A 21,863-nucleotide genomic window follows, 5' to 3' on the forward strand; every position below is an offset into this window, starting at 1 on the left:
GCCCCGCGCACGGCAACGTAATGGGTCCAGATCACACACGGGCGCGCATCGACGCTGGCGCCCCGTTAAACCGTTTGTCCCCAGCCGGCATCCAAGCTGGCAAGATGAACGCCCTATGCCTCGCCGCCACTTCCTTCATGCAGCCTGAGCTGCCCGCCGCCGTGTCGGATGACGACACCGTGCGCGCCGCCATGGCGGGCGACCGCAAGGCGTTCGAGGTGCTGTACCGCCGCCACGCCGATCGGGTGTATGGCGCCATCCTTCGCCTGGCCGCGTTCGACCACGCCCGGGCGGAAGATCTCACCCAGGAAGCCTTCATCCGCGCCTGGCAGAAGCTGGAAAGCTTCCGCTTCGAGAGCGCCTTTGGCACCTGGGTCTACCGCCTGGCGGTGAACGTGGCGCTGATGTCGATACGCGCCCGCAACGCCGATCCGGTCAGCATCGTCGATGACGAACACCTGCCGGAAATCACCGATACCGATAATCCGCTGCGCTCCATCGAGCGCGACGAACTGGAAAAGGCCATCTCGGGCTTGCCCCCGAGGGCCCGTGCCGTCCTCGTGCTGCACGACGTGGAAGGTTGGAAACACGAGGAGATCGCCATCGAATTGCAGATGGCGGTGGGCTCCTCCAAAGCACAGTTGCACCGTGCGCGCGGCCTGCTCCGCCGCGTGCTGGGAGAAAGGTCATGAACGAACTCGAATACCTGCGCCAGATGCGCTCACTCAACCGCCCGGTTGCGCCCCGCCGCGATCTTTGGGCGGGCATCGACGCCCGGCTGGATGAAGCCCCCGCTGCCGCGGCGCCTTCGCGCCACCGACGCGCCCAGCCCTGGCTGATGGCCGCCGCGATCGCCGCGGTTGCCGTTATCAGCGGCGGCATAGGCCTGCACCTGGCACCCGGCGGCAGCGATGCCGTGGCCGAGGCGCACACCAACTGGAAGCCCACCGATCCACGCCTGACCGGCGCCGCGGTGGAACTGGATGCCGCCCGCATGGAACTTACCCAGGCCATGCAGGATTCCCCGCAGTCCGAAGCGCTCCAGCGCCTGCTGCAGAAAACCGAACGCCAGCGTGACCGCCTGCGCACCATCGACAAGCAGGCCGGCTAAAACCGCGACAACCGCCAGGATCCATCCCATGAAAACGCTCTACATCACTCCCCTGCTGCTGGCGCTGTCGATCGGTCAGGCGTACGCCTCGACGCCGATCAACCTGTCGAAAGACATCCGGCCCACGGCAAAGATCACCATCGATAACACCAAGGGTGAAGTCACGGTGACCGCCTGGGACAAGAACCAGGTGCAGGTCACCGGCACGCTCGCCGATGGCGCCAAGCCGCTCGAACTCGAGGGCGACGCCAACAACGTCGATATCCATGTCGAAGCCAACGGTGGCAAGAACGGCTGGTTCGGCGGCTGGGGCAATGACACCCGCATGGGCAGCACGGTTTTGAATGTGCGCGTACCCAAGTCCGTGCAGATCGAGATCAACGTGGTCAGCGCCCCGGTCAGTATCGATGGCCTGGATGGCGGCAAGATCGAGGTCGATTCGGTCAGCGGGCGCATCCGCGCCAGCGTGCGCTCCCCCGAAGTGAGCATGCAGACCGTGAGCGGCACGATCGATCTGGCCGGCAGCGCGGGCAAGGCTGACCTGCAGACGGTATCGGGCGATATCACTGCGCCGGCCATCGCCGACAAGATCGAAGCCCAGACCGTTTCCGGGCGCATGACGATCGGCGGCGGCCCCTGGAAGGACGCGAACTTCAGCACGGTATCGGGCGATACGAAGATCCAGGGCGGTATCGCCGATGGCGGCAAGCTCACCGTCGATTCGATGAGCGGCGATGTGGAACTGGGCCTGCCCGGTAACACGTCAGCGCGGCTCGAGGCATCGACCTTCAGCGGCGACCTGCGCAGCGATTTCGGCAACCCGACCAAGGGCGACGATGGCCCGGGCAAGGAGCTGAAGACGACGATCGGTTCGGGCGCCGGGCACATCCACCTGGAAGCCTTCAGCGGTGATGTGAAGATCCGCCGCGGCGGGAACTGACACGTTCCCGGTGGGCTCCTTAGAAAAAAAGCCGCGGAATCCGCGGCTTTTTTTATAGATCCTGGTGGTACTGCACGTACGGTGTACGCGACTGATCCGGCTCGCGGAGGTTAGGCCCGCTGGGAGCCTCGCCCGAACCCGACGACCACACGTTCTGCGCGCCGACGGAGAGTTCACCGCGCCACGGCAGGCGGAAGGTGACGCCCAGGTCGATGGCGTTCCAGCGGCGGTCGCCGTTGAGGGCATTCACCGCGCCCGCTTCCGGCTGCATCGTACGGCCCGTGATCGCGCCATACAGCGGGCCACGATCGACACCCAGGCTAAGCGACTTCTGATCGACAGCGCCGACGCCCAGCAGATTGCCCGGGGTGAGGCGAACGCGGCCCACGCTGGCACCCAGATCGATACCGCTACGCCCGCCGAGCTCAAGGCGGCCATGCGCATTCAATTCCGTGCTCGACGAGAGCGCGCTGTAAGGCAGCCCCGATGTCGTGGTCAGGCCGGATACGACACGCGGCAGGGCGACGTTCGCGCCGCTCGGCCGCGCCGAACCCAGGCCGATGCCTACGCTATAGCCGGAACCGCGGTACGTGGCGCCCACTTCGCTGCCGACAATACGCGGCGGCGTACCCGGCGAGCTGCAGCGGCCATCGCTGTGGGCGGCGGCCGCGGCCGTGCCGCAGGATTCGGCCGAATTGATCCAGCCCTGGTTGCTGACGTTGGCATGCGCGGAAACGCGCGGGCCAAGGTCGTACTGCAGGCCACTGGAGAGGAACGGGCCCGATTGCACGGGGCGCACGGCCAGCGAGCTGGTCGGGTCGGTGCGATCATCGGAGGTGGCGGAGAGCGTACGGCCATCCTGGCTGCGCCACAGCGGCACGGCTGCCTGGCCGCCGTCGCCCTCGGTGGGCGCCGCCAGCAGGCGGGCCGGCGATGTGTCCGAACCCACCGGCACGACCTGCCCTGCCGCGACGAGCGGCATGAACAGAAGCGTGGTGAGCAAGGACTTACGCATGAGGACCTTTTCAGGCAAATGGCTGGCTTTCCCCGTCCCCCCGCACCAGCCTTGGCGGGATGGTAGAAGCATACCCCATTTTACTTTTTACTAACACCCCGACGCAGGCGCCTTAAGAAAAAAGATTACCTGCCGTTTATGACTAAACACGGGGGTGTTCTATTGATGACTGGCGCAGGGCGCGTGAGACTGGCGCCCCGTGGGCCCGTCGCGCCCCGGCCTGATCGCATATAGACTGAACCGACCACGACCGGAAACCATGCAGGCGATGACTATCGCTCCATCCCAAAGCCCCTCGTTGCAGGCGCCCGGTTCCGGCGAGATCGAGCCCTTGCACGATGCCGTGGAGCGCCTGCTGCGTGCGGCGGACGCCGAGAGCGTTCGCAACGAATGCGAGGCTTTCGCGCGCTGCCTGTTGCCGGAGGCCCGCATCGCGTGGCGCGAGGCCCTGGCCGAACCCGAGCGTGGCTTGCAGGTGGTCGAACTCGGTAGCGATCCGCAAACCGAGCGTTTCCTCGAACTCCATACCAGCGAACAGGATGCCGCCTCCTGGGCCGACATGATCGGCTGGCTGGGACGGCTGGCCTCGGCGCGGTTGCGCCAGCTTGCCGAGACCGCCAACCTTTACGAGGCCATCTCGCGCCTTGCGCTCGCCGAACGGTTGCAGCGCGCGCTCTATGCCATCGCCGAACAGGCGGGTGCAGAGCACAACATGAACGACATGATGAGCGCGCTGCACGGGATCGTGGGCAGCCTCATGTACGCCGAGAATTTCTTCATCGTGCTGTACGACGCGCAAAACCGCACGGTGCGCTTCCCGTATTTCGTCGATTCGGTGGACCCGGATATTCCGGATCCGGAAGGCATTCGCCCCATCGAGGCCATTGAGAACACGCTGACCTGGCATGTGCTCAAGAGCGGCAAATCGATGATGGGCGCCAGCACCGACCTGGAAAAGAACCTGCCCGGCCCGCGCGTGCCGATCGGCCCACCCAGCGATGACTGGCTGGGCGTCCCGATGAAGCGTGGCGACGATGTGGTCGGCGCGCTGGTGGTGCAGAGCTACCGCCCGGATACCCGTTACACACAGAACGACCGTGAGCTGCTCACCTACGTGGCGCAGCACGTGCAGACGGCACTGGAGCGCCGGCAGGCGCACGAGGAGCTGGAGCGGCGCGTGACCACGCGCACCGCAGCGCTACGCGAAGCGAACCGCGTGCTCCGCCAGCAGGTGCTTCAGCGCCAGCGCGGTGAACGCCTGCAGGCGGCGCTGTTCCGTATTGCGGAGCTCGCAAACACCTCCGACAGCATCGAAAATTTCTACGCCGCCGTGCATCGGGTTATCGGTGGCCTGCTCTATGCGCGCAACTTCTACATCGCGCTGCTTTCCGAAGACCAGAACAAGCTGACGTTCCCGTATTCGGTCGACGAACTGGATGGCGTGCGCGAACCACGCGAGCTGGGCCGCGGCCTCACGGAGTACGTGCTGCGCAACGGCAAGGCGCTGCTCGCTGATCGCGAGGAAATCGATCGCCTCAACCGCGACCAGGTGCTTTCCACCAGCGGTGCACGCTCGCTGCACTGGCTGGGCGTGCCGCTCATCTGGAACGAGAAATCGATGGGTGTGCTCGCGGTGCAGAGCTACACCCCGGAACATACCTACAGCGCACGCGACCAGGAACTGCTCACCTTCGTGAGCTACCACATCGCTAACGCGCTGCAGCGCAAGTACACCACCGAATCGCTGAAGCAGGCGTACGCCAGCCTCGAGCGGCGCGTCACCGAACGCACCCGCGCGCTGGCCCTGGCCAACCGCGACCTGCGCGAACAGATCGCTGAGCGTGAGCGCGTCGAGCGCCGGCTGAAGTACGAAACTCTGCACGATTCGCTCACCGGCCTGCCCAACCGCACGCTGCTGCTGCAACGCCTGGAGCAGGCGCTAAACCACTACCGTGAAACCCCGGCCGACCTGTTCGCGGTGTTGTTCATCGACCTTGACCGCTTCAAGGTGATCAACGATTCCGTGGGCCACCTGGTGGGCGACGACCTGCTCTTCCAGGTGGGCGGCCGCGTGCGCGCCTGCCTGAAGACCCGCGATGTGGTGGCCCGCCTGGGCGGCGATGAGTTCGCCGTGCTGGTGGAAGGCATTACCGATCCGCAGGCCGCCACCCATATCGCCGAACGCATTATCGCGCAGCTACAGACACCGTTCCGCCTGGGCGCGAAGGAGATCTTCACCTCCGCCTCCATTGGTATCGCGCTGCCCACGCAGGATTACACCCGGCCGGAAGAGCTGCTCCGGGATGCGGATTCGGCGATGTATCGCGCCAAGGCCGAGGGCCGCCACCGCGCGGCCGTCTTCGATGACCGGCTGCGCCGCGAAGCCCTGCTGCTACTGGAACTGGAAGGCGACCTGCGCCGCGCCATCGCGCGCAATGAATTCGTACCGTTCTTCCAGCCCATCGTGGATCTGGAGGACATCCGCGTGGTCGGGTATGAAGCGCTTCTGCGCTGGCGCCACCCTGAGCGCGGCCTGCTCCCGCCTGCCGAATTCCTCGCCGTGGCCGAGGACACCGGTTGTGCGGAGGCCATCGACTGGCAGATCTTCGAACAGGTGGCGCGCCAGGCGCGCGCGCTCACACGCGATGAAGGCTTCATCAGCATCAACGTGTCCGGCAGCCATTTCCGCTCACCCAACCTCGACCAGCGCCTGCTCGATCTGTTCGCCGAGCACGAGGTACCTGCCCGCTGTATCCGCGTGGAAGTGACCGAGCGTGCGCTGCTGGAAAACCCGGCCCAGGTGAAGCGCATCCTGGAAAACCTGCGCCAGCACGGCGTGGGCGTGGCACTGGATGACTTTGGCACCGGCTACTCGTCGCTGAGCTACCTGCACCAGTACCCGATCGAGACCCTGAAGATCGACCGTTCGTTCATCATTGAGCTGCCGGCCGAGGAAAGCGAAGGCCACAGCACGGCCGTGGTACGTGCGATCCAGGCGCTTGCCAATTCGCTGCGGATGCAGGTGATCGCCGAAGGTATCGAAACCGAATCGCAGATGCGTGCGCTTCGCCGCATCGGCTGCCGGTTCGGCCAGGGGTTCCTGTTCGCGCAACCGGCACCGGCGAGCAAATGGCTGGGGTCGCCGTTGTCGTTGGACGCTTAGGGTCCCGCCTCGCCGCTTTGTTGGCTTTTCGCGTGCAAGCACGCTCCTACAACCTCCCGCTGCGTAGCTACAACGCGGGCTGCTGTAGGAGCGCGCTGCGCGCGATGCTCTTACTGCAAGGTATGAGGTGCCGGCGGGTTATCGGCGCCGGATAGCACCTGCTCCGCATCTACGCGATCGAACGTGTAGCGCGTGGCGCAGAACTCGCAGACGACTTCGATCTCGCCGCCACGATCCTCAAGGGTTGCCTCGACCTCGTCGCGGCCCAGCGCGCGGAGCATGCCTTCCACGCGCTCGCGCGAGCACGTGCAGCCGAAGGCGAGTGCGCGGGGATCGTACAGGCCCACCGATTCCTCGTGGTACAGGCGGTACAGCAACTGCTCGGGCGAGGTCTCCAGCATCTCCTTCGCCCCCAGCGTGGCGGTGAGCTGGCCCACGCGGTTCCACGCGTCGTCATCGGCATCGGCCGCGCTGTGGCCGCCCTCGCCCGCGATGGGCTGGAGCATCAAGCCGACGGCATGCGTGCCGTTGGCGGCCAGCACGATGCGTGCGGGCAGCTGCTCGGAGCGCTCGAAGTAGCTCTCCAGTGCCTGGCTGATCGACGCATCCTGGGCCAGTTCCACCACGCCCTGGTAACGGCCCTTCTCGGCATGGCCCACGGTGATCGCGAGCATCGCCTCGTCCAGCGTGCCGAGTTTCACGGTATCGCCCGCCACGGCCTCATCCACGCCTTCCGCATTGAAGCGGGCAAGGCCACGCACACGGCCCTGGTCGGTGCACTCGGCGAACAGCAGCCGCACGGCACCCTGGCTCTTGAACTCAAGGGAGAGTGAGCCTTCGAACTTGATGTTGCCGGTCAGCAGCGCGCTGGCTGCCACGGCCTGCCCCAGCGTATCGCGCAGGCCCTGGGGGTAATCCACGCGCGAGGCGATTTCCTGCCAGCTGTGTCCCAGCCGCACAAGCACGCCGCGCACGCCCGCCTTCTCAAGCATGAAGCGGTGCAGCACGTCGTCAGAAACGAGGGTTTCGACAAGGGAATCGGTCACGGTAGCCTCCTGGTGATCCGACGAAAGATGGGGGCGGAGCGCGCATGCGACAAGCCCGGCGCCTTTGGCCCTTATACTGCGCCATCCTTCGCCATCGCGCCGCCATGCCCCCGACGCCCCGCTCGCTGCTCCGCCGCATCGTCCGCCTCGTCGCCTTGCTGGCCATTGCCTGGCTGGCCCTGTCGTGGCTCGTGGTACTGGTGCTGCGCTTCGTGCCACCGTGGACCAGCGCATTCATGATGGAGCGCCGGGTTGAGGCGGTTCTCACCGGCGAGAAGGGCTTTACGCTGCGCCATCGCTGGGTGCCCTGGGACGAGATCTCGCCGCAGGTGGGCATCGCCATGGTCGCCGGCGAGGACCAGAAATTCCCCTTCCACCACGGTTTCGACGTGGATGCGATCCAGGATGCGATCGACGCCGCCGATGAAGGCAAGCGGCTGCGCGGCGCCAGCACGATCAGCCAGCAGACCGCCAAGAACCTGTTCCTGTGGAATGGCCGCAGCTTCATCCGCAAGGGGCTGGAAGCGTATTTCACCGTGCTGATCGAGGCGACCTGGCCAAAGCGGCGCATCCTCGAGGTGTACATGAACACCGTGGAGCTGGGTGATGGCGTGTACGGCGTTGGCGCGGCGAGCGATACATTCTTCCACGTGCCGCCGTCGCGGCTCGGGGTAGCCCAGGCGGCCCGCCTTGCCGCGGTGCTGCCCAACCCGCGCCGGTTCCGTGTGGATGCGCCCAGCGCATATGTGCTGCGCCGCACGGCATGGATCTCGCAGCAGATGGCCCAACTGGGTGGCCCGGCGTACCTTAGCCGCCCCGCGCCTGTTTCGGGGCGCGTCCGATGAGCACTGCCATGCCACCCTCGCTCGCCGTCATCGTGCCGGCCTACAACGAAACCGCCGTCCTCGAACGCTTCCACGGACGTCTTGCAGCGGTGTTCGATGGCATGGATGTGAACGCATCGGTGATCTACATCGATGACGGCAGTGCGGACGACACCTGGGCAATCATCGATCGCCTGGCGCAGACCGATCCACGCGTTGTCGGGCTGCGACTGTCACGCAACTTCGGCAAGGAAGCGGCGATGACCGCCGGGCTAGACGCGGTGGATGCCGATGCGGTGGTGGTGATCGATGCCGACCTGCAGGATCCCCCCGAGCTGATTCCCGATCTGGTCGCCCGCCTGCACGAGGGGAACGACGTGGTGTACGCCACGCGTGCAGACCGGGCGGGCGAGACGCGCCTTAAGCGCTTCACGTCCGCGGCGTTCTACCGGCTCATGGAGCGGCTTTCCGACAACCCGATGCCGCGCGATACCGGCGATTTCCGGGTGTTGTCACGGCGCGCGGTCGCGGCGCTGCGCGAGCTGCGTGAGCGCCAGCGTTTCATGAAGGGGCTGTTCGCCTGGATCGGCTACCGCCAGGTGTCCTTTCGTTACCACCGCGATGCACGCGTGGCGGGCGATACGAAATGGAACTACTGGCGCCTCACGAACCTGGCCATCGAAGGCATCACGTCGTTTTCCGTCGCTCCCCTGCGCATGGCCACGTGGCTGGGCATGTCGGCGGCTGGCGTCGCCTTCCTGTACGGCCTGTGGGTGATCCTGAAGGTGCTTATCTGGGGTGACCCGGTACGCGGCTACCCCACGCTCCTCGTCGTCATCCTGTTCATGGGTGGCGCCCAGTTGATGGGGCTGGGGATCATCGGCGAGTACGTGGGCCGTACGTACGCCGAATCCAAGCGCCGGCCGCTCTACTACGTGGAGGACCGGCGCGGTGCCGGCCACCCTTCACCCGGCCATGACTCCCATGGCCCCGGGCAGGCGTAGACTCTGGCTATCGCGGCGATCCGCGCCGCGCCCATCCGGGGAGTCGAGCATGCAGCAGGTCAAGCATCTCCTGGGAGCCAAAGGCAAGGAAGTATTCGCGGTCGCGCCCGATGCCTCGGTGTACGAGGCCGTGCAGCAGATGGCCGAGAAGAATGTCGGCGCACTCGTGGTCATCAAGGGCAGCGAACTGGTCGGCATCATTTCCGAGCGTGACTACGCGCGGAAAGTGATCCTGAAGGACCGCTCGTCACGCGACACACCCGTCGCGGACATCATGACCGCCAGCGTCATCACCGTAGCGACCGATGCCACGGTGGATGAGTGCATGCGGTTGTGCACCAACGGCCGCCTGCGCCACCTGCCCGTACTGGATGGCGGCCGCGTGGTCGGGGTCGTTTCCATTGGCGACCTGGTGAAGGCGACGATCGACGAGCAGAAGGAAACGATCAACCAGCTCGAGGCCTACATCACGAGCTAGCGATCGCGATCTTCCGGCAGCAGGTCGGGCGAGGTCGCCGCGCGCCGTGCGATTTCCGTGGCGATGGCGGCGACACCGGCACAGACCAGGCCAATGGTCGAGATGCCCACGCCAGCCATGCGGGCGGCGGTGAGCGCGCTCGTGACGGCAAGGTCGCCGAACCGCCACACGGCGGTCTCGATGAAGTTCTTGCCCTTGTAGCGCGCCTCGCGCGGCATGCGGGTGTACAGCGAATCCGAAGCCGGCTTGATCATGCCGTAGGTCATGCCGCGGCTGCCGATCATCACCACCGCAATCAGCGGCACCGTAAAGCCCATCACGCCGATATCCGCTGGCCCGAACACGACGAGCAACGCCAGCAGCACGAAGTTCACCAGCGATGGCACCACCATCGCCCATACCGCGCCCAGCCCGCGCAGGAGCAGCGGTGTGAGGGTGAGCTGCATGATGGCGCCCAGGCCGTTCACCCACAGATCGAGGCTGGCGTAAAACGCGGTGCGGCCCGCGTTGTCGGTGAAGTGGGCCTTGGCATAGTCCGCCACGAGCGCGTAGGCCATGGTGCCGATGCCATCGCTGAGCAGCATCAGGATGGCCATATAGCGCAGGAACGGCTGCGTAAAGGCCGACTTCGCGCCCTCAAGGATGGAGCCACCCACCGCCTCGCCATGCGCGGCCCCGGCATCGCCGGGGCGTGCGGACAGCGCCATGAGCGCGCCCAGTGCCGCGAGCAGCGTGATCGCCGAGATCAGCAACATGGATGGCACGCCGATACGCTCCACCAGCAGCCGTGTGATCAGCGGGCCCAGCAGGGCGCCGCCCATGCCACCGAAGGCGATGAACGGAAAAACGAGGCGCGCCTGGCGGCTACGGAAGATATCCGCCATGAAGCTCCAGAACAGCGACACGACGAACAGGTTGAAGACGCTCACCCAGACAAAAAAGACCACGCCCAGCGTCTTCGCGCCTATCGTGTCCTGCGCGACGAATGCCGGGATGAAGGCGACCATGCAGGCGATGAAGGCAAGGTAGCTCGTGGCCACCACGCGCCGCCCCGGGAAACGCGCGACAAGCCAGCCGAACACCGGTGTAAGCGCCAGCATGGTGACCAGCACCACCGCGTAGAACCAAGGGAGCGAGGATGATCCCACCGCACCGACGAGCTGGTCGCGCAGGGGGCGCAGCACGTAGTACGAGGTCATCACGAAGAAGAAGGCGATGATCGAAAGCGCCAGGGTGGCGCCCTCGCCCAGCGGGGATCGGCGAACGTTCACGGTGGCCGGCGGTTCCGGAGGAGGCCGCAAAAGCCTAGCACGGGCCTTAGGCGCCGCGCGCTTCGTCCACGAACTCCGGCGGTAGCGGGCAGCCCAGGCTGGCGCAGATGGCGCGCAGGCACTCGGCCTCGGCCACCGTGACCACACCGTCGGCGGCGATGGCCAGCCACAGGCCACGGACCACCAGTTCTTTCGACGCGGGGTTGCAGCGCGAGAGTTCGATCACCGCGCCATCGAAGGCCATGCGCCAGTCGGGCACGGAAGGCATGGCTGCTCCCGTCTCGCCGAAGGCTTCGCGCTGCGCGAGCTGCCATGCCCGCTGTGCAGCCAGCGGGTCCGGGTTGCCAAAGGTGGCCACCACGGCGCACAGGCGGCTGTACGCATCGCGCGCATCACGCAGCTTGCGCTCACCCGGCCTTGCTGCCGCTCGCGGGTCGCCCATGCCCACCAGCCGCGCGCGCAACAGGCGCGAGAGCGCGTACTCGAACAGATCCACCTGGCGGTCCGCCATGACGAACTCGCGAACGAGGGTCAGCAGCGCCTCGCGGTCCTGCGCGGCCAATGTGCGCAACGCGGGGGCGGCGATATCGACGAGCGGAAGGCGTGCCGCGGGCGCGAGCAAAGCCACCAGCGGCTGCAGCTCCATGAGCCGACCCACGTCCGCCTCGCCGAGCACCACGCGCAGTGCGTTCACCTGTTGCGCGTGGACATCGGCCTGACCGGCGGGCGCCAGCAGCATCGCGAGCACCAGCGCGCGCGCCCTCACCGGATCGTGCGCCGCCGCCACCAGCGCGGGCGGCAGGCCGGCGCGCACGCTTCCCGCGTGTTCCAGGTCCCGCGGTTCGGCCGTGCCGACGCGGCTGGCCACCGCGGTGGCGTAGGCAACGCCGCCGGCAGTGGTCGCGGCAAAGCCACGTGTGGCTGCCTGCACGTCTTCGTCGGGTACGCCAGCGTCGGCATGCGCGGCGGCCGCAGCCACCGCATCGGCAAGATCCGCCTCACGAAACGCAGGATCGAGCGCCTTGATCCGTTCGATGATCGGCGGGTGGGTGGCGAACCATGAGGTCACCGCCGACGCTTCGCCGAACAGCATGTGCGCGACTTCAGCGCGCTTGGGCGAGGTGAGCGTCGAACCGCCAGGCAGGCCAGCGATTTTTTTCAGGGCGCCCGCGAGGCCCCGGGTCTGCCGGGTGAACTGCACGGCGGATGCATCCGCCAGCGACTCGCGCGAACGCGAGACGCCCGCCTGAATGAGCCGCGCGAAGAACAAGCCGATCGACCCGACCAGCCACAGCCCCAGGCCAAGCAACGCCACCACGCGCACCGAATTGTCGCGGCCGCGCCCGGTAAAGCTCATGACCTCGCGCCCGACCACCGAAAGCACCAGGATCCCGAACAGCAAGCCCATGAGCCGGATATTCAGCCGCATATCGCCATTGAGGATATGGCTGAACTCATGCCCGATGACGCCCTGCAGCTCGTCACGATCGAGCTGGTCCAGGCATCCGCGCGTGACGCAGATGGCGGCATCGTCGGGCCCGTAGCCCGCGGCGAACGCGTTGATCGATGCCTCGCCCTCCATGACGAACAGGCGCGGTACCGGCATGCCGGCGGCGATCGCGGTCTCCTCGACCACGTTGCGCAGACGCCGTAGCGCAGGATCCGCGGTCGCGGGATCCACCGGCACGCCCCCGAGATCGCTGGCCACGACGGCGCCGCCCGCCGACAGGCTGCCCATGCGCCACGCCATGGCGACCCCGATCACGAGCAGCACCGCCGGCGTGGCGCAGGCGGCCCAGAACCACGGCGGCGTCTGTTTCCTGAAGATCATGCCGGCGAGGTACGCCACGGCATCCACGGCGAGCACCGTGCCGAGCACGGCCAGGATGAACAGCACGACGAGCCAGCGCCCCATGCGGCGCGACTGTTCCTGGCGCTGGAAGAAATCCATGCGCGCGCGCCGCCCTTACGTGAACGACACCTTCGGTGCCTCGCGCATGGCGGGCTGTTCGATCTGCAGCGGTTCAGCGGCCGGGAAGCCACCCGCCACCAGCGAGTTCGGGAACGTCTCGCGGCGGTTGTTATAAGTCATCACGGCGTCGTTGTAGGCCTGCCGGGCGAAAGCGACGCGGTTCTCGGTCGAAGCAAGTTCTTCCGAAAGCTGCATCATGGTCTGGTTGGCCTTCAGGTCCGGGTAGGCTTCCTGAAGCGCGAACAACCGCCCGAGCGTCTGGCCGAGGGCATTTTCACTTTCCGCCACGCGCTGCATCGCAGCAGCCTCGCCGGGATGACCCTTCGCCGCCGCCAGGCCCGCCACGGCGGCGTTTCGCGCCTGCACCACGGCTTCCAGCGTGCCGCGCTCGTGGGCGAGGTAGCCCTTGGCCGTTTCCACAAGGTTGGGAATGAGGTCGTGGCGCCGCGTTAGCTGAACGTCAATCTGCGCAAAGGCGTTCTTGTAGCCGTTACGCGCCGTCACCAGTCCGTTGTAGATGCCGATGAAGTACACGACAATGCCAATCACGATGATCAGCAACACGATCAGTGCCATGGTCCCCTTCCCTCCGCGGCGTGCCCCCACGCCTGATGTGCCGCGAGAATAGCATGCCGTTTCGTTCCGCCTCCTTGCTCGCCTGCGCGCTTGCCGCTGCACTTGCCGTCCCTGCCGCCCTCGCGGCACCCCCGCCGAAACCACCCGTCGTCCACGTGGATCCGGAAGCGGCGAAGATTCCCGCCGATCGCGTGAAGCAGACCGTCGAGGACTACAAACGCTGGCTCGATGCCGCCGAAGCCCGCGACGCCGCCCCGGCGATCGTTACGGCGATCATCGTCGACGACAAGGTTGTCTACGAGCGCGCCATCGGCTACGCCAACGCGAAGACGAAGGAACCGGCGACGCCGGAAACCGTGTTCCGCCTGGCCTCGCTCTCCAAGGCGTTCGCCACGGGCGTCACTGCCGTGCTGGTCCGCGACGGTTTCCTGAACTGGGATACCAAGCTCACCGATACGCTGCCCTACTTCAAACTGAAGGATGTGCAGGCGGCGCAACAAGCGACGGTGCGCGACATCCTCGGCCAGCGCCTGGGCCTGCCACGTAATACCTACGATGCCATGCTCGAGGCCGATGCACCCTACGAGGAGCTGGTCCGCAAGCTCGATGAGGTGGACCTGTCGTGCAAGGTCGGCGCGTGCTACGGCTACCAGAACGTCGCCTTCAGCATGATCGGCGACGTGATCTACGCGACCACCGGCGACTACTTCTTCCGCCAGGTGGAACGGCGCATCTTCGCGCCGCTGGGCATGACCACCGCGAGCTACGGCCGCGATGCCCTGGAGGCCAGCAAGAGCTGGGCACGCCCGCACCGTGGCGGCCCGCACAACTGGATCCCGTACGAGCCGAACGATGCGTACTACCGCGTGGCCCCTGCGGCCGGCGTGAACGCCAGCCTGCGCGATATGGAACAGTGGCTGATGGCGCAGATGGGCGGCCGCCCCGATGTGCTGCCCACGCCGTCGCTCGATGTGCTGCACGCGCCGGGCGTGGCCACACCTTCGGAAGAACACTCGCAGCCCTGGCGCCGCGCGCGCGTGACCGATGCGCACTATGCGCTCGGCTGGCGCGTCTTCACCTATGCGAACGAGGATCTGGTCTACCACGCCGGCGCCGTCTCGGGTTACCGCACCATGATCGGCTTCTTCCCGAAGTACCACGCGGGCGTGGTCACCATGTGGAATGCCGCGGCGCCTATCCCGGCAGGCCTGATGCCCATGGTGTTCGATGATCTGCTCGGCCTGCCCCACGTGGATTGGGCGGGCGTGGAGGGCAGCGTGCACACGGCGCCCGTTGCCAAGGCACCGGCCAAGGCGGCGACGAAGACCAAGGCCGCCCCGGCCAAGAAGAAAGCAGCCCCCAAGAAGAAGAAATAAGGCCTTTGTTGGAAAAATGCCCGGTGACGACGGGCGCAAAAAAAAGGGCCCCTGTGAAGGGGCCCTTTTTCTTGGATCGCTGTTTCGGTCAGCGGCCCAGGTTGAACTGCAACCTGCGGCGCAGGGTCACCGTCATCGGCTCGCCGTTGCGCATGGCCGGCTTGAACTCCCAGCGGCTCACCGCATCGATCGCCGAGCGGTCGAAGATGTGCTTGGGCTGGGCATCCACCACGTTCACATTGCTGACAGTGCCATCGGTGCCGACCGTAAGCTCCACGTCCACCCAGCCTTCCTGGTTCGAACGCATCGCCGCCGTCGGGTAGCGCGGGTTCACCTGGCGCACCAGCACGGCATCGGTAATGGCTTCCGCATCGGCCGTGCGCGTCGGCGCGACGGGGCGGGCAACCTGCTGTGGCTGTGCTGCCGGCTGCTGTTGCGCCACGCGCGCCGCCTGGTCACGTGCGGCCTGCTGGCGCTGCGCTTCCGCCGCAGCGGCCGCCTGCTGCTCAGCCTGGGCCTTCGCCGTTGCCGCTGCGTTCTGCTGGGCGAGCTGCGCCTTCTGCGCATCCTGGGCCTGCTGCTGCTCGCGATCCAACGTCTTGCGCTGCGCATCCAGTTTGGAGCGAAGGATCGTGAGCGTGTAGTTCGCCGGGTCGGCCTTGGCCAGCAGGTCGATCTCGCGCTGCGCCTCGTTGAAGTCGCGGGCGTTAATCGTCTGCTCGGTCGCGGCAGCGCCGTACGAGAAGGTTTCACGCAGCGCATCGGCGGCCACGGCGTTGCCCGGCTGCTTCTGCAGCACCTTCATATAAAACTCGAAGGCGTTGTTGCCTGCCGGGGCGACCAGGCGCTGGTCGTTCATGGCAGTGCGCGCCTCGGCCAGCAGCTGGTCGACACTCAGCGCATCGACGTTGGCCGGCGGTGCCTCGCGGGATGCACCCTGCTTGGTCGCGCTGGTCGCGCCCTGCTGGGTCAGGTCCACGTTGGCATCGTGGTACGGCTTAATAATGAGGAAATACGCAGCCACGCCAAGCACCACGACGATGGCGAGGACGGCGAGCGTGACCGGATTGATGGCACCGCGCATGCGGTGGCGCACCGGGAATCGATGACGGGTATCCATGGCGGCGGGACTGGACTCCGGAATGAACGCGCGCCCCCTGATGGCTTGACGCATGGGACCCCCCGTCCCACGCAGCGCGTGGCAGGAAAGGTAACCGTAATGGGGGCGTGAATCCAGCCCGCGGGCCTAGGAGGTTTTCCGGGGGCAGGAATATACGCTGGCGCTGGAAATGAATAACCCCGGCCGGGCCGGGGTCAATTTTCGAAGTGGCTCCCCGCGCTGGGCACCGCGGGGAGCTAATTCGCAAACAGCTTTCTTATTAGAAGGTGGTGCTTTGCTTACGCAGCCTTCGGTGCCTTGACGGCCTTCGGCGCCTTGGGGGCCTTGGCCGCCTTGGTCGCACGAGGAGCCTTGGCAGCGGCAACCTTCTTCGCAGCAGCCTTGCGCGGAGCAGCCTTGCGGGCAACCTTCTTCGCGGCAGCCTTACGGACGGTCTTCTTCACTGCAGCCTTCTTCGGCGCAGCCTTGCGGACGGCCTTCTTGACGGCCTTCTTGGCAGCGACCTTACGGGTCGAAGCCTTCTTCACCGCCGTCTTGCGGGCGGTCTTCTTGACCGCAGCCTTGCGGGCGGTCTTCTTCACCGCAGCCTTACGGGCCGCAGTCTTCTTCGCCGGTGCCTTGCGGGCAGCCGTGCGCTTCACGGTGGACTTCTTGGTCGCCTTTTTGGCGGCCGACTTCTTGGCAGTGGCTTTCTTGGCAGTGGCCATGGTTCGTCTCAGCTCCTCATCAGTTGGCAGTGGTTGCCCAGTAAAAGCATGTAGGAACGCTTCAACCAGCAAATCGCTGTTCGTTGCGTGCCTTAAATTGTTGACCTGTCGGCGGGTGCGTTCATCAGAAAGCAGGCGGAGGATGTGCAGCGGAATCGATACCGTGATCTTGCGTACCGCTCCCGCTTTCGAACCGTGCTCCACATACGGTCGGATGAAGTTATCAGTTTCCATTTCCGGGTTCCCCGTCAATTGACGCAAAAGCTATTCCTGAACAAATCCGCTGTCAATAAATTTTGGCTCTAGATTGAAGACCTTGCGGCTAGATCACGCGACCCCGAAGGGCGTCGGGAGATAACCGGAGGGAGGTTTGCGGACCTCCCTCAATCGATTTTCCGTTTGCTCGCAAATCATTTTCAGCGATTCGCACGTTTACAAAAACACCTTGAATAAAGGCATTTCGTGAACCGATTTGCGAAACGCGTACGCGCGGCCGTCGAGTTGTCGCACGGTCAATCGGCGTGCTGCCGAGTGACCTCGAAGGGCGCTTCGCGGGGATGAACGGAAGTCGACTGACGGCCAAAAAAAATTTTCCCCAAAGGGGTGCCGCGGACAAAAAAATGCCGGTCGAAGACGACCGGCACCAGGTTCGAACGTTCCGACCGACCGTCAGTGGTCTTCGTTTTCGACCAGTTCGTTGTACTCATCGGGACCCAGGAGGTCGTCGATTTCGCTCCGGTCGGCGTACTTGATCTTGAAGATCCAGCCGTCGCCGTAGGCATCGCTGTTGATCGTTTCCGGCGCGTCCGAGAGCTTCTCGTTCACCTCGACGACTTCACCCGAGAGCGGCGAGTAGATATCCGACGCGGCCTTCACGGACTCGACGACGGCAACGCCCTTGTCGTTGCCCGCCTCGACCGTGCTACCCACTTCCGGCAACTCGACATATACGAGATCGCCGAGTGCGCCCTGGGCGTGGTCGGAAATGCCAACGGTGGCGGTGCCGTCATCGTTGATGCGCACCCACTCGTGGGACTTAAGAAAATGCAGATCGCCTGGGATTTCGCTCATGGGGTATGCCTCGTTCTCGGGAGGGGGCGGTGGTAGCAGCCGTAATTGTACCGGTCCGGGCGCGATGCGGAAGCGCCCTGCGTCGCACCGGCGTCTGGCCCTGCCATCAGTCATTGCCCGACCAGCACGCAGGCGGTGACGGACTTTTGACACATCGAATTCGCACGCACGCGTCGGCGCCGGCCGACAGAGCGTGGGCGTGCGCCACGGCAAAGTCTTGGCCACACCCGCCCACCCGGCGGGTGCTTCCCCCAACGACACAAGGAATTGCCATGGATGCACAGACCCCCCGCACGGATGCGGCAGGTGAAGAAGCCCTCACCGTTTTGCAGCGCATCGAACTGAAAGATGCAAAGGAATCCTTCCCCAAGGGCGATGCGGAGATCTTCGCCGTGATCTCGGGTGTCGGCATGGGTGGCCAGCCCAAGGTCACCGTCCACCAGCTGCCATTTCTCACGGCGGCAAACCAGCCACGTACGCCGAATATGGATCTGATCCACTGGAGCGACTTCGCATCCCGGTATGTGAACATCCACCTGTTCGAGCGCGACGGTGACCTGGACTTCAACGTGCTCGCCCGCACGCTGGTCGGCTCGGTCGGTGACCTGGGTGGCTTGCTCATTCCGGGCGCGCCAGCGAACGCGACGGACACCGGCGGCACCACCGCCGCCGGAACCGACACGCCGGTGGAGAAGGACAAGGGTGATAGCGACCAGGGAACGAAGGACGCTAACGGCTCGGTGGTCCGCGACATCAGCGATGCGGCAGGCAAGGTGCTATCGGTGGCGACGGGCCGCACGGCAGCGGCGCTCAGCCTCGTCAGTAAAATCGGCGATGCCGTGCTCGATAGCATGGGCACCCGCTGGCTGAAGGACGATCACGACTACGTGGACTCGTTCTATACGATCGAGCGAGGCGAGTATTACAAGGATCGCCTTGGCGCCGCCCGCAACGCCAAGGTCACGCTGAAGCCCGTGGCCATCGGCTGAAGCGGAAACAAAGAGGGCGGCCCAGGGCCGCCCTCTCTTTCACATACGTATATATATGTATGTGATCAGCCGGCGATGCCTTCCATCGGCTTGCCATCGCGCACGAACGGGAACTTCACCACGCGCACCGGCACTTCCTTGCCGCGGATATCGACACGCACATCGCCCAGCTCGCCGGCGGGCACGCGTGCGAACGCGATGGACTTGCCGAGCGTGGGGGCGAAACCGCCGGAGAGGATCTCGCCCTCACCCGCCGCCGTGAGAACTTTCTGGCCGTGGCGCAGCACGCCCTTGTCATCCATCACCAGGCCCACCATCACGCGCTTCACGCCATCGGCCTTGTGCTTCTCCAGCGCGTCGCGGCCGATGAAGTCACGGCCCTCATCCAGGGAGATGGTCCAGGCCAGTGCGGCTTCCCACGGCGATACGGATTCATCCATATCCTGGCCGTAGAGGTTCATGCCCGCCTCGAGGCGGAGCGTATCGCGCGCGCCCAGGCCGGCCGGCGCCACACCGGCTTCGCGCAGGGCGTTCCACAGCTCGACCACGCGGGTGTTCGGCACCACCACTTCGAAACCATCTTCGCCGGTGTAGCCGGTGCGGGCCAGGAACAGCGGCATGCCATCGGGGCCTTCCGTTTCCAGCGCGGCGAACTTGCCAAGCTTGCGGGCCTTCTCCTGCACTTCCGCCGGCAGCAGGCCGATCAGCTTCTCGCGCGCGTTCGGGCCCTGCACCGCGATCATGCCGAACTCCGGGCGCTCGCGGACGCTGACGCCAAACGCGCCAGCCTGCTTCTCGATCCAGGCCAGGTCCTTCGCGCGGGTGGCCGCGTTCACCACCAGGCGGAAGAAATCTTCACGCAGGAAATAAACGATCAGGTCGTCGATGACGCCGCCGGTCTCGTCCAGCATGCAGGTGTAGAGGGCCTTGCCCGGCTTGGCCAGCTTGTCGACATTGTTGGCGACCAGCTTGCGAAGGAAATCGCGGGTCTTTTCGCCGGTCAGGTCCACCACGGTCATGTGCGACACATCGAACATGCCGGCATCGTTACGCACGGCATGGTGCTCTTCGATCTGCGACCCATAGGCGATGGGCATATCCCAGCCGCCGAAATCGACCATGCGGGCACCGAGCTCGCGGTGGGTGGCGTTGAGTTCGGTCTTGTCGGTCATTGTCTTACCTTCAGGGGATAGGGCATGGGGGCCAGCCCGGCATTATCCCGGCAGCGAGCGCCAAGTCCAAGCGCGCCGCAACATCTTCCTGCTAGCCTTCGGCTCCATGGATACCCCTTCGCTGCCCGGCACGGTCACCCTCACCCGCGATACCGGCGGCGAGCGTCTCGTGCTCCGCGGGGACTGGACCCTGCCCTTTTACGAGGCCCTGCAGAAGCGGGCCAACGAACTGGCCGGCTCCCTCGGTGCCGGGGTGCAGGTGGATATCCACGATGTCCACGCCATGGATACGTCCGGGGCGTTCGTTATCGCCGAACTGCTGGGCAGCTCGCGCACCCAGGCGCTGGCCCAGGACGAGGCCCTGCCGGCGGCGCGGCGTGCCCTGCTGAAGACCGTGGGCGACGCGATCGATACGTACTGCAAGGGCGTACCGCGCAAGCGCGATGCCGGGTTCGTGGTGATGCTGGAGCGGATTGGCCGTGCGGTGGCCTCGTTCTGGAAGCAGACGGCGAAGCTGCTGGGATTCATCGGCATCACCCTGCAGGGGTTTGCCGCGACGGCCTGGCGCCCCAGCCGGTGGCGGGTCACCTCGCTGGTGTCCCACCTGGAGCAGACCGGCCTGGATGCCGTGCCCATCCTGGCCCTGCTGTCCTTCATGGTCGGCGCCGTTGTCGCCTTCCTGGGCTCCACCGCCCTGGCCGCCTACGGCGCCAGCGTCTTCACGGTCGACCTGGTCGGCTTCGCCTTCCTCCGCGAGTTCGGCGTGCTGCTCACTGCCATCCTGTTGGCGGGCCGCACGGCCAGTGCGTTCACGGCGCAGATCGGCTCGATGAAGGCGCGCGAGGAGATCGACGCGATCCGCACGCTGGGGCTGGACCCGGTGGAGCTGTTGGTACTGCCGCGCGTGCTGGCCCTGCTCATCGCCCTGCCCCTGCTCACCTTCGTCGCCATGATTGCCGGCATCGTCGGCGGCGGCGTGGTTTGCCTGGCCACACTGAAGATGTCGCCCTCCATGTTCCTGAACATGTTCCAGGAGGACATGCAGCTGCGCCAGTTCCTGGTCGGCATCGCCAAGGCGCCGGTGTTCGCCTTCATGATCTCGGTGATCGGCTGCATGGAGGGCTTCAAGGTATCCGGTAGCGCCCAGTCCGTGGGCGAACACACCACCTCGGCCGTGGTGCAATCCATCTTCGTCGTGATCCTGCTCGATGCGGTGGCGGCCCTCTTCTATATGGAGATGGGCTGGTGAGCACCGAAACCGTCATTGAAGTGCGCGGCCTCACCAACCGGTTCGGCACGCAGACCGTGCACGAGAACCTGGACCTGGATGTACGGCGCGGCGAGATCATCGGCATCGTCGGCGGTTCGGGCACCGGCAAATCCGTACTGCTGCGGACGATCATCGGCCTGGTACGCCCCGTGTCCGGCGAGGTGCGCGTGTTCGGCGAGAACCTGCTTTCTCTGCCCGAGGAGAAACGCTCGCTGGTGGAACGCCGCTTCGGGGTGCTGTTCCAGAGCGGCGCATTGTTCTCCTCACTGACGGTGGCCGAGAACGTGGCGCTGCCCATGGTCGAACACGCAAAGCTTGATCGCGCCGATGCCACGCGCCTGGCCGGCGTGAAGCTCGCGCTTTCGGGGTTGCCCGTGGATGCGGGGCGTAAATGGCCCGCCCAGCTTTCCGGCGGCATGATCAAGCGTGCCGCCCTGGCCCGCGCGCTCGCGCTCGATCCGGAAATCGTCTTCCTCGACGAACCCACGGCCGGGCTCGACCCGATCAGTGCGGCCGCCTTCGATAGCCTAATCGTCACCCTGCGCGATGCGTTGGGGCTCACCGTGTTCCTGGTCACCCACGACCTGGACACGCTGTATTCCACCTGCGACCGGGTCGCCGTGCTTTCCCAGCGCCGCGTGCTCGCCGTAGGCCCGATCGATGAAGTGGCCCGCACCGATGATCCCTGGGTGCAGGCGTACTTCAACGGACCGCGCGGCCGCGCGGCCACCTTCGCCGCCCGCCAAGGCAAGGACTGA

20 protein-coding genes are annotated in these 21,863 nt (G+C 65.8%); 11 read left to right on the forward strand and 9 right to left on the reverse strand.

Going from position 1 to position 21,863, the window contains the following annotated elements; translation table 11 throughout:
- Positions 1 to 104 precede the first annotated feature (104 nt).
- From ABIE56_RS08825 to ABIE56_RS08835, 3 genes are read left to right on the forward strand one after another with little or no spacing between them, the layout of a single operon-like run.
- On the forward strand, positions 105 to 692 hold the full coding sequence (locus ABIE56_RS08825; RefSeq protein ID WP_429243437.1) for an RNA polymerase sigma factor: 588 nt from the start codon (positions 105 to 107) through the stop codon (positions 690 to 692).
- Positions 689 to 1,111, forward strand: a complete 423-nt coding sequence (locus tag ABIE56_RS08830; RefSeq protein ID WP_429243438.1) for a hypothetical protein — start codon at positions 689 to 691, stop codon at positions 1,109 to 1,111. Before ABIE56_RS08825 ends, ABIE56_RS08830 begins: the two co-directional genes overlap by 4 nt.
- A 28-nt stretch (positions 1,112 to 1,139) precedes the next feature.
- Positions 1,140 to 2,051 (forward strand): DUF4097 family beta strand repeat-containing protein, encoded by a 912-nt coding sequence (locus ABIE56_RS08835; RefSeq protein WP_429243439.1) that lies wholly within the window; start codon positions 1,140 to 1,142, stop codon positions 2,049 to 2,051.
- Between the two features lie 52 nt (positions 2,052 to 2,103).
- Here ABIE56_RS08835 and ABIE56_RS08840 read toward each other — a convergent pair whose 3' ends face one another.
- On the reverse strand, positions 2,104 to 3,066 hold the full coding sequence (locus tag ABIE56_RS08840) for a hypothetical protein (protein ID WP_429243440.1): 963 nt from the start codon (positions 3,064 to 3,066) through the stop codon (positions 2,104 to 2,106).
- Between the two features lie 268 nt (positions 3,067 to 3,334).
- Between ABIE56_RS08840 and ABIE56_RS08845 the strand changes: the two genes are divergently transcribed.
- Positions 3,335 to 6,229, forward strand: a complete 2,895-nt coding sequence (locus ABIE56_RS08845; RefSeq protein WP_429243441.1) for an EAL domain-containing protein — start codon at positions 3,335 to 3,337, stop codon at positions 6,227 to 6,229.
- Positions 6,230 to 6,339: 110 nt separating this feature from the next.
- Here ABIE56_RS08845 and ABIE56_RS08850 read toward each other — a convergent pair whose 3' ends face one another.
- Entirely contained in the window at positions 6,340 to 7,275 is a 936-nt protein-coding gene (locus ABIE56_RS08850; protein ID WP_429243442.1) for an Hsp33 family molecular chaperone HslO, read from the reverse strand.
- 104 nt (positions 7,276 to 7,379) lie between these two features.
- Between ABIE56_RS08850 and mtgA the strand changes: the two genes are divergently transcribed.
- From mtgA to ABIE56_RS08865, 3 genes are read left to right on the forward strand one after another with little or no spacing between them, the layout of a single operon-like run.
- Positions 7,380 to 8,120: a monofunctional biosynthetic peptidoglycan transglycosylase gene (mtgA, locus tag ABIE56_RS08855; RefSeq protein WP_429243443.1), complete on the forward strand. Its 741-nt coding sequence runs from the start codon at positions 7,380 to 7,382 to the stop codon at positions 8,118 to 8,120.
- A gap of 8 nt (positions 8,121 to 8,128) precedes the next feature.
- Positions 8,129 to 9,103 (forward strand): glycosyltransferase family 2 protein, encoded by a 975-nt coding sequence (locus tag ABIE56_RS08860; protein ID WP_429243444.1) that lies wholly within the window; start codon positions 8,129 to 8,131, stop codon positions 9,101 to 9,103.
- A gap of 49 nt (positions 9,104 to 9,152) precedes the next feature.
- Positions 9,153 to 9,581: a CBS domain-containing protein gene (locus tag ABIE56_RS08865; RefSeq protein ID WP_429243445.1), complete on the forward strand. Its 429-nt coding sequence runs from the start codon at positions 9,153 to 9,155 to the stop codon at positions 9,579 to 9,581.
- Here ABIE56_RS08865 and ABIE56_RS08870 read toward each other — a convergent pair.
- Genes ABIE56_RS08870 through ABIE56_RS08880 form a run of 3 tightly spaced genes read right to left on the reverse strand, consistent with a single transcriptional unit; the run spans position 9,578 to position 13,400 of the window.
- Positions 9,578 to 10,852, reverse strand: a complete 1,275-nt coding sequence (locus ABIE56_RS08870) for an NTP/NDP exchange transporter (protein ID WP_429243446.1) — start codon at positions 10,850 to 10,852, stop codon at positions 9,578 to 9,580. The two genes, ABIE56_RS08865 and ABIE56_RS08870, sit on opposite strands and share 4 nt — an antisense overlap.
- Before the next feature lie 46 nt (positions 10,853 to 10,898).
- Positions 10,899 to 12,803 (reverse strand): M48 family metallopeptidase, encoded by a 1,905-nt coding sequence (locus ABIE56_RS08875; RefSeq protein ID WP_429243447.1) that lies wholly within the window; start codon positions 12,801 to 12,803, stop codon positions 10,899 to 10,901.
- 15 nt (positions 12,804 to 12,818) lie between these two features.
- Positions 12,819 to 13,400 carry a LemA family protein gene (locus tag ABIE56_RS08880; protein WP_429243448.1) on the reverse strand — a complete coding sequence of 194 codons (582 nt, stop codon included), beginning with the start codon at positions 13,398 to 13,400 and terminating at the stop codon, positions 12,819 to 12,821.
- Positions 13,401 to 13,453: 53 nt separating this feature from the next.
- On the opposite strand from ABIE56_RS08880, the gene ABIE56_RS08885 reads away from it, so the two are divergent.
- Complete coding sequence (locus ABIE56_RS08885) at positions 13,454 to 14,776, forward strand: serine hydrolase domain-containing protein (protein WP_429243449.1); 1,323 nt, start codon at positions 13,454 to 13,456, stop codon at positions 14,774 to 14,776.
- A gap of 88 nt (positions 14,777 to 14,864) precedes the next feature.
- Here ABIE56_RS08885 and ABIE56_RS08890 read toward each other — a convergent pair whose 3' ends face one another.
- From ABIE56_RS08890 to gcvH, 3 genes are all read right to left on the reverse strand, one after another.
- Entirely contained in the window at positions 14,865 to 15,950 is a 1,086-nt protein-coding gene (locus ABIE56_RS08890; protein WP_429243450.1) for an energy transducer TonB, read from the reverse strand.
- A gap of 224 nt (positions 15,951 to 16,174) precedes the next feature.
- On the reverse strand, positions 16,175 to 16,837 hold the full coding sequence (metJ, locus tag ABIE56_RS08895; RefSeq protein ID WP_429243451.1) for a met regulon transcriptional regulator MetJ: 663 nt from the start codon (positions 16,835 to 16,837) through the stop codon (positions 16,175 to 16,177).
- A gap of 435 nt (positions 16,838 to 17,272) precedes the next feature.
- Positions 17,273 to 17,674, reverse strand: coding sequence for a glycine cleavage system protein GcvH (gene gcvH, locus ABIE56_RS08900; protein ID WP_429243452.1), 402 nt, complete (start codon positions 17,672 to 17,674; stop codon positions 17,273 to 17,275).
- Positions 17,675 to 17,946: 272 nt separating this feature from the next.
- Here gcvH and ABIE56_RS08905 point away from each other — a divergent pair, with 272 nt between their 5' ends.
- Complete coding sequence (locus ABIE56_RS08905) at positions 17,947 to 18,663, forward strand: DUF3103 family protein (RefSeq protein WP_429243453.1); 717 nt, start codon at positions 17,947 to 17,949, stop codon at positions 18,661 to 18,663.
- 65 nt (positions 18,664 to 18,728) lie between these two features.
- On the opposite strand, the gene gcvT is transcribed toward ABIE56_RS08905, so the two are convergent.
- The gene (gcvT, locus tag ABIE56_RS08910; protein ID WP_429243454.1) at positions 18,729 to 19,835 is read right to left on the reverse strand and encodes a glycine cleavage system aminomethyltransferase GcvT; all 1,107 of its coding nucleotides are present in this window, start codon (positions 19,833 to 19,835) and stop codon (positions 18,729 to 18,731) included.
- 106 nt (positions 19,836 to 19,941) lie between these two features.
- On the opposite strand from gcvT, the gene ABIE56_RS08915 reads away from it, so the two are divergent.
- Together ABIE56_RS08915 and ABIE56_RS08920 are read left to right on the forward strand one after the other, a co-directional pair.
- A complete protein-coding gene (locus ABIE56_RS08915; RefSeq protein ID WP_429243455.1) occupies positions 19,942 to 21,084 on the forward strand; it encodes an MlaE family ABC transporter permease in 1,143 nt (380 codons plus the stop codon).
- Positions 21,081 to 21,863, forward strand: coding sequence for an ABC transporter ATP-binding protein (locus ABIE56_RS08920; RefSeq protein ID WP_429243456.1), 783 nt, complete (start codon positions 21,081 to 21,083; stop codon positions 21,861 to 21,863). The genes ABIE56_RS08915 and ABIE56_RS08920 overlap by 4 nt, the downstream gene beginning before the upstream one ends.

The sequence above is a fragment of the Luteibacter sp. 621 genome (assembly GCF_050435445.1).
Lineage (GTDB): Bacteria > Pseudomonadota > Gammaproteobacteria > Xanthomonadales > Rhodanobacteraceae > Luteibacter.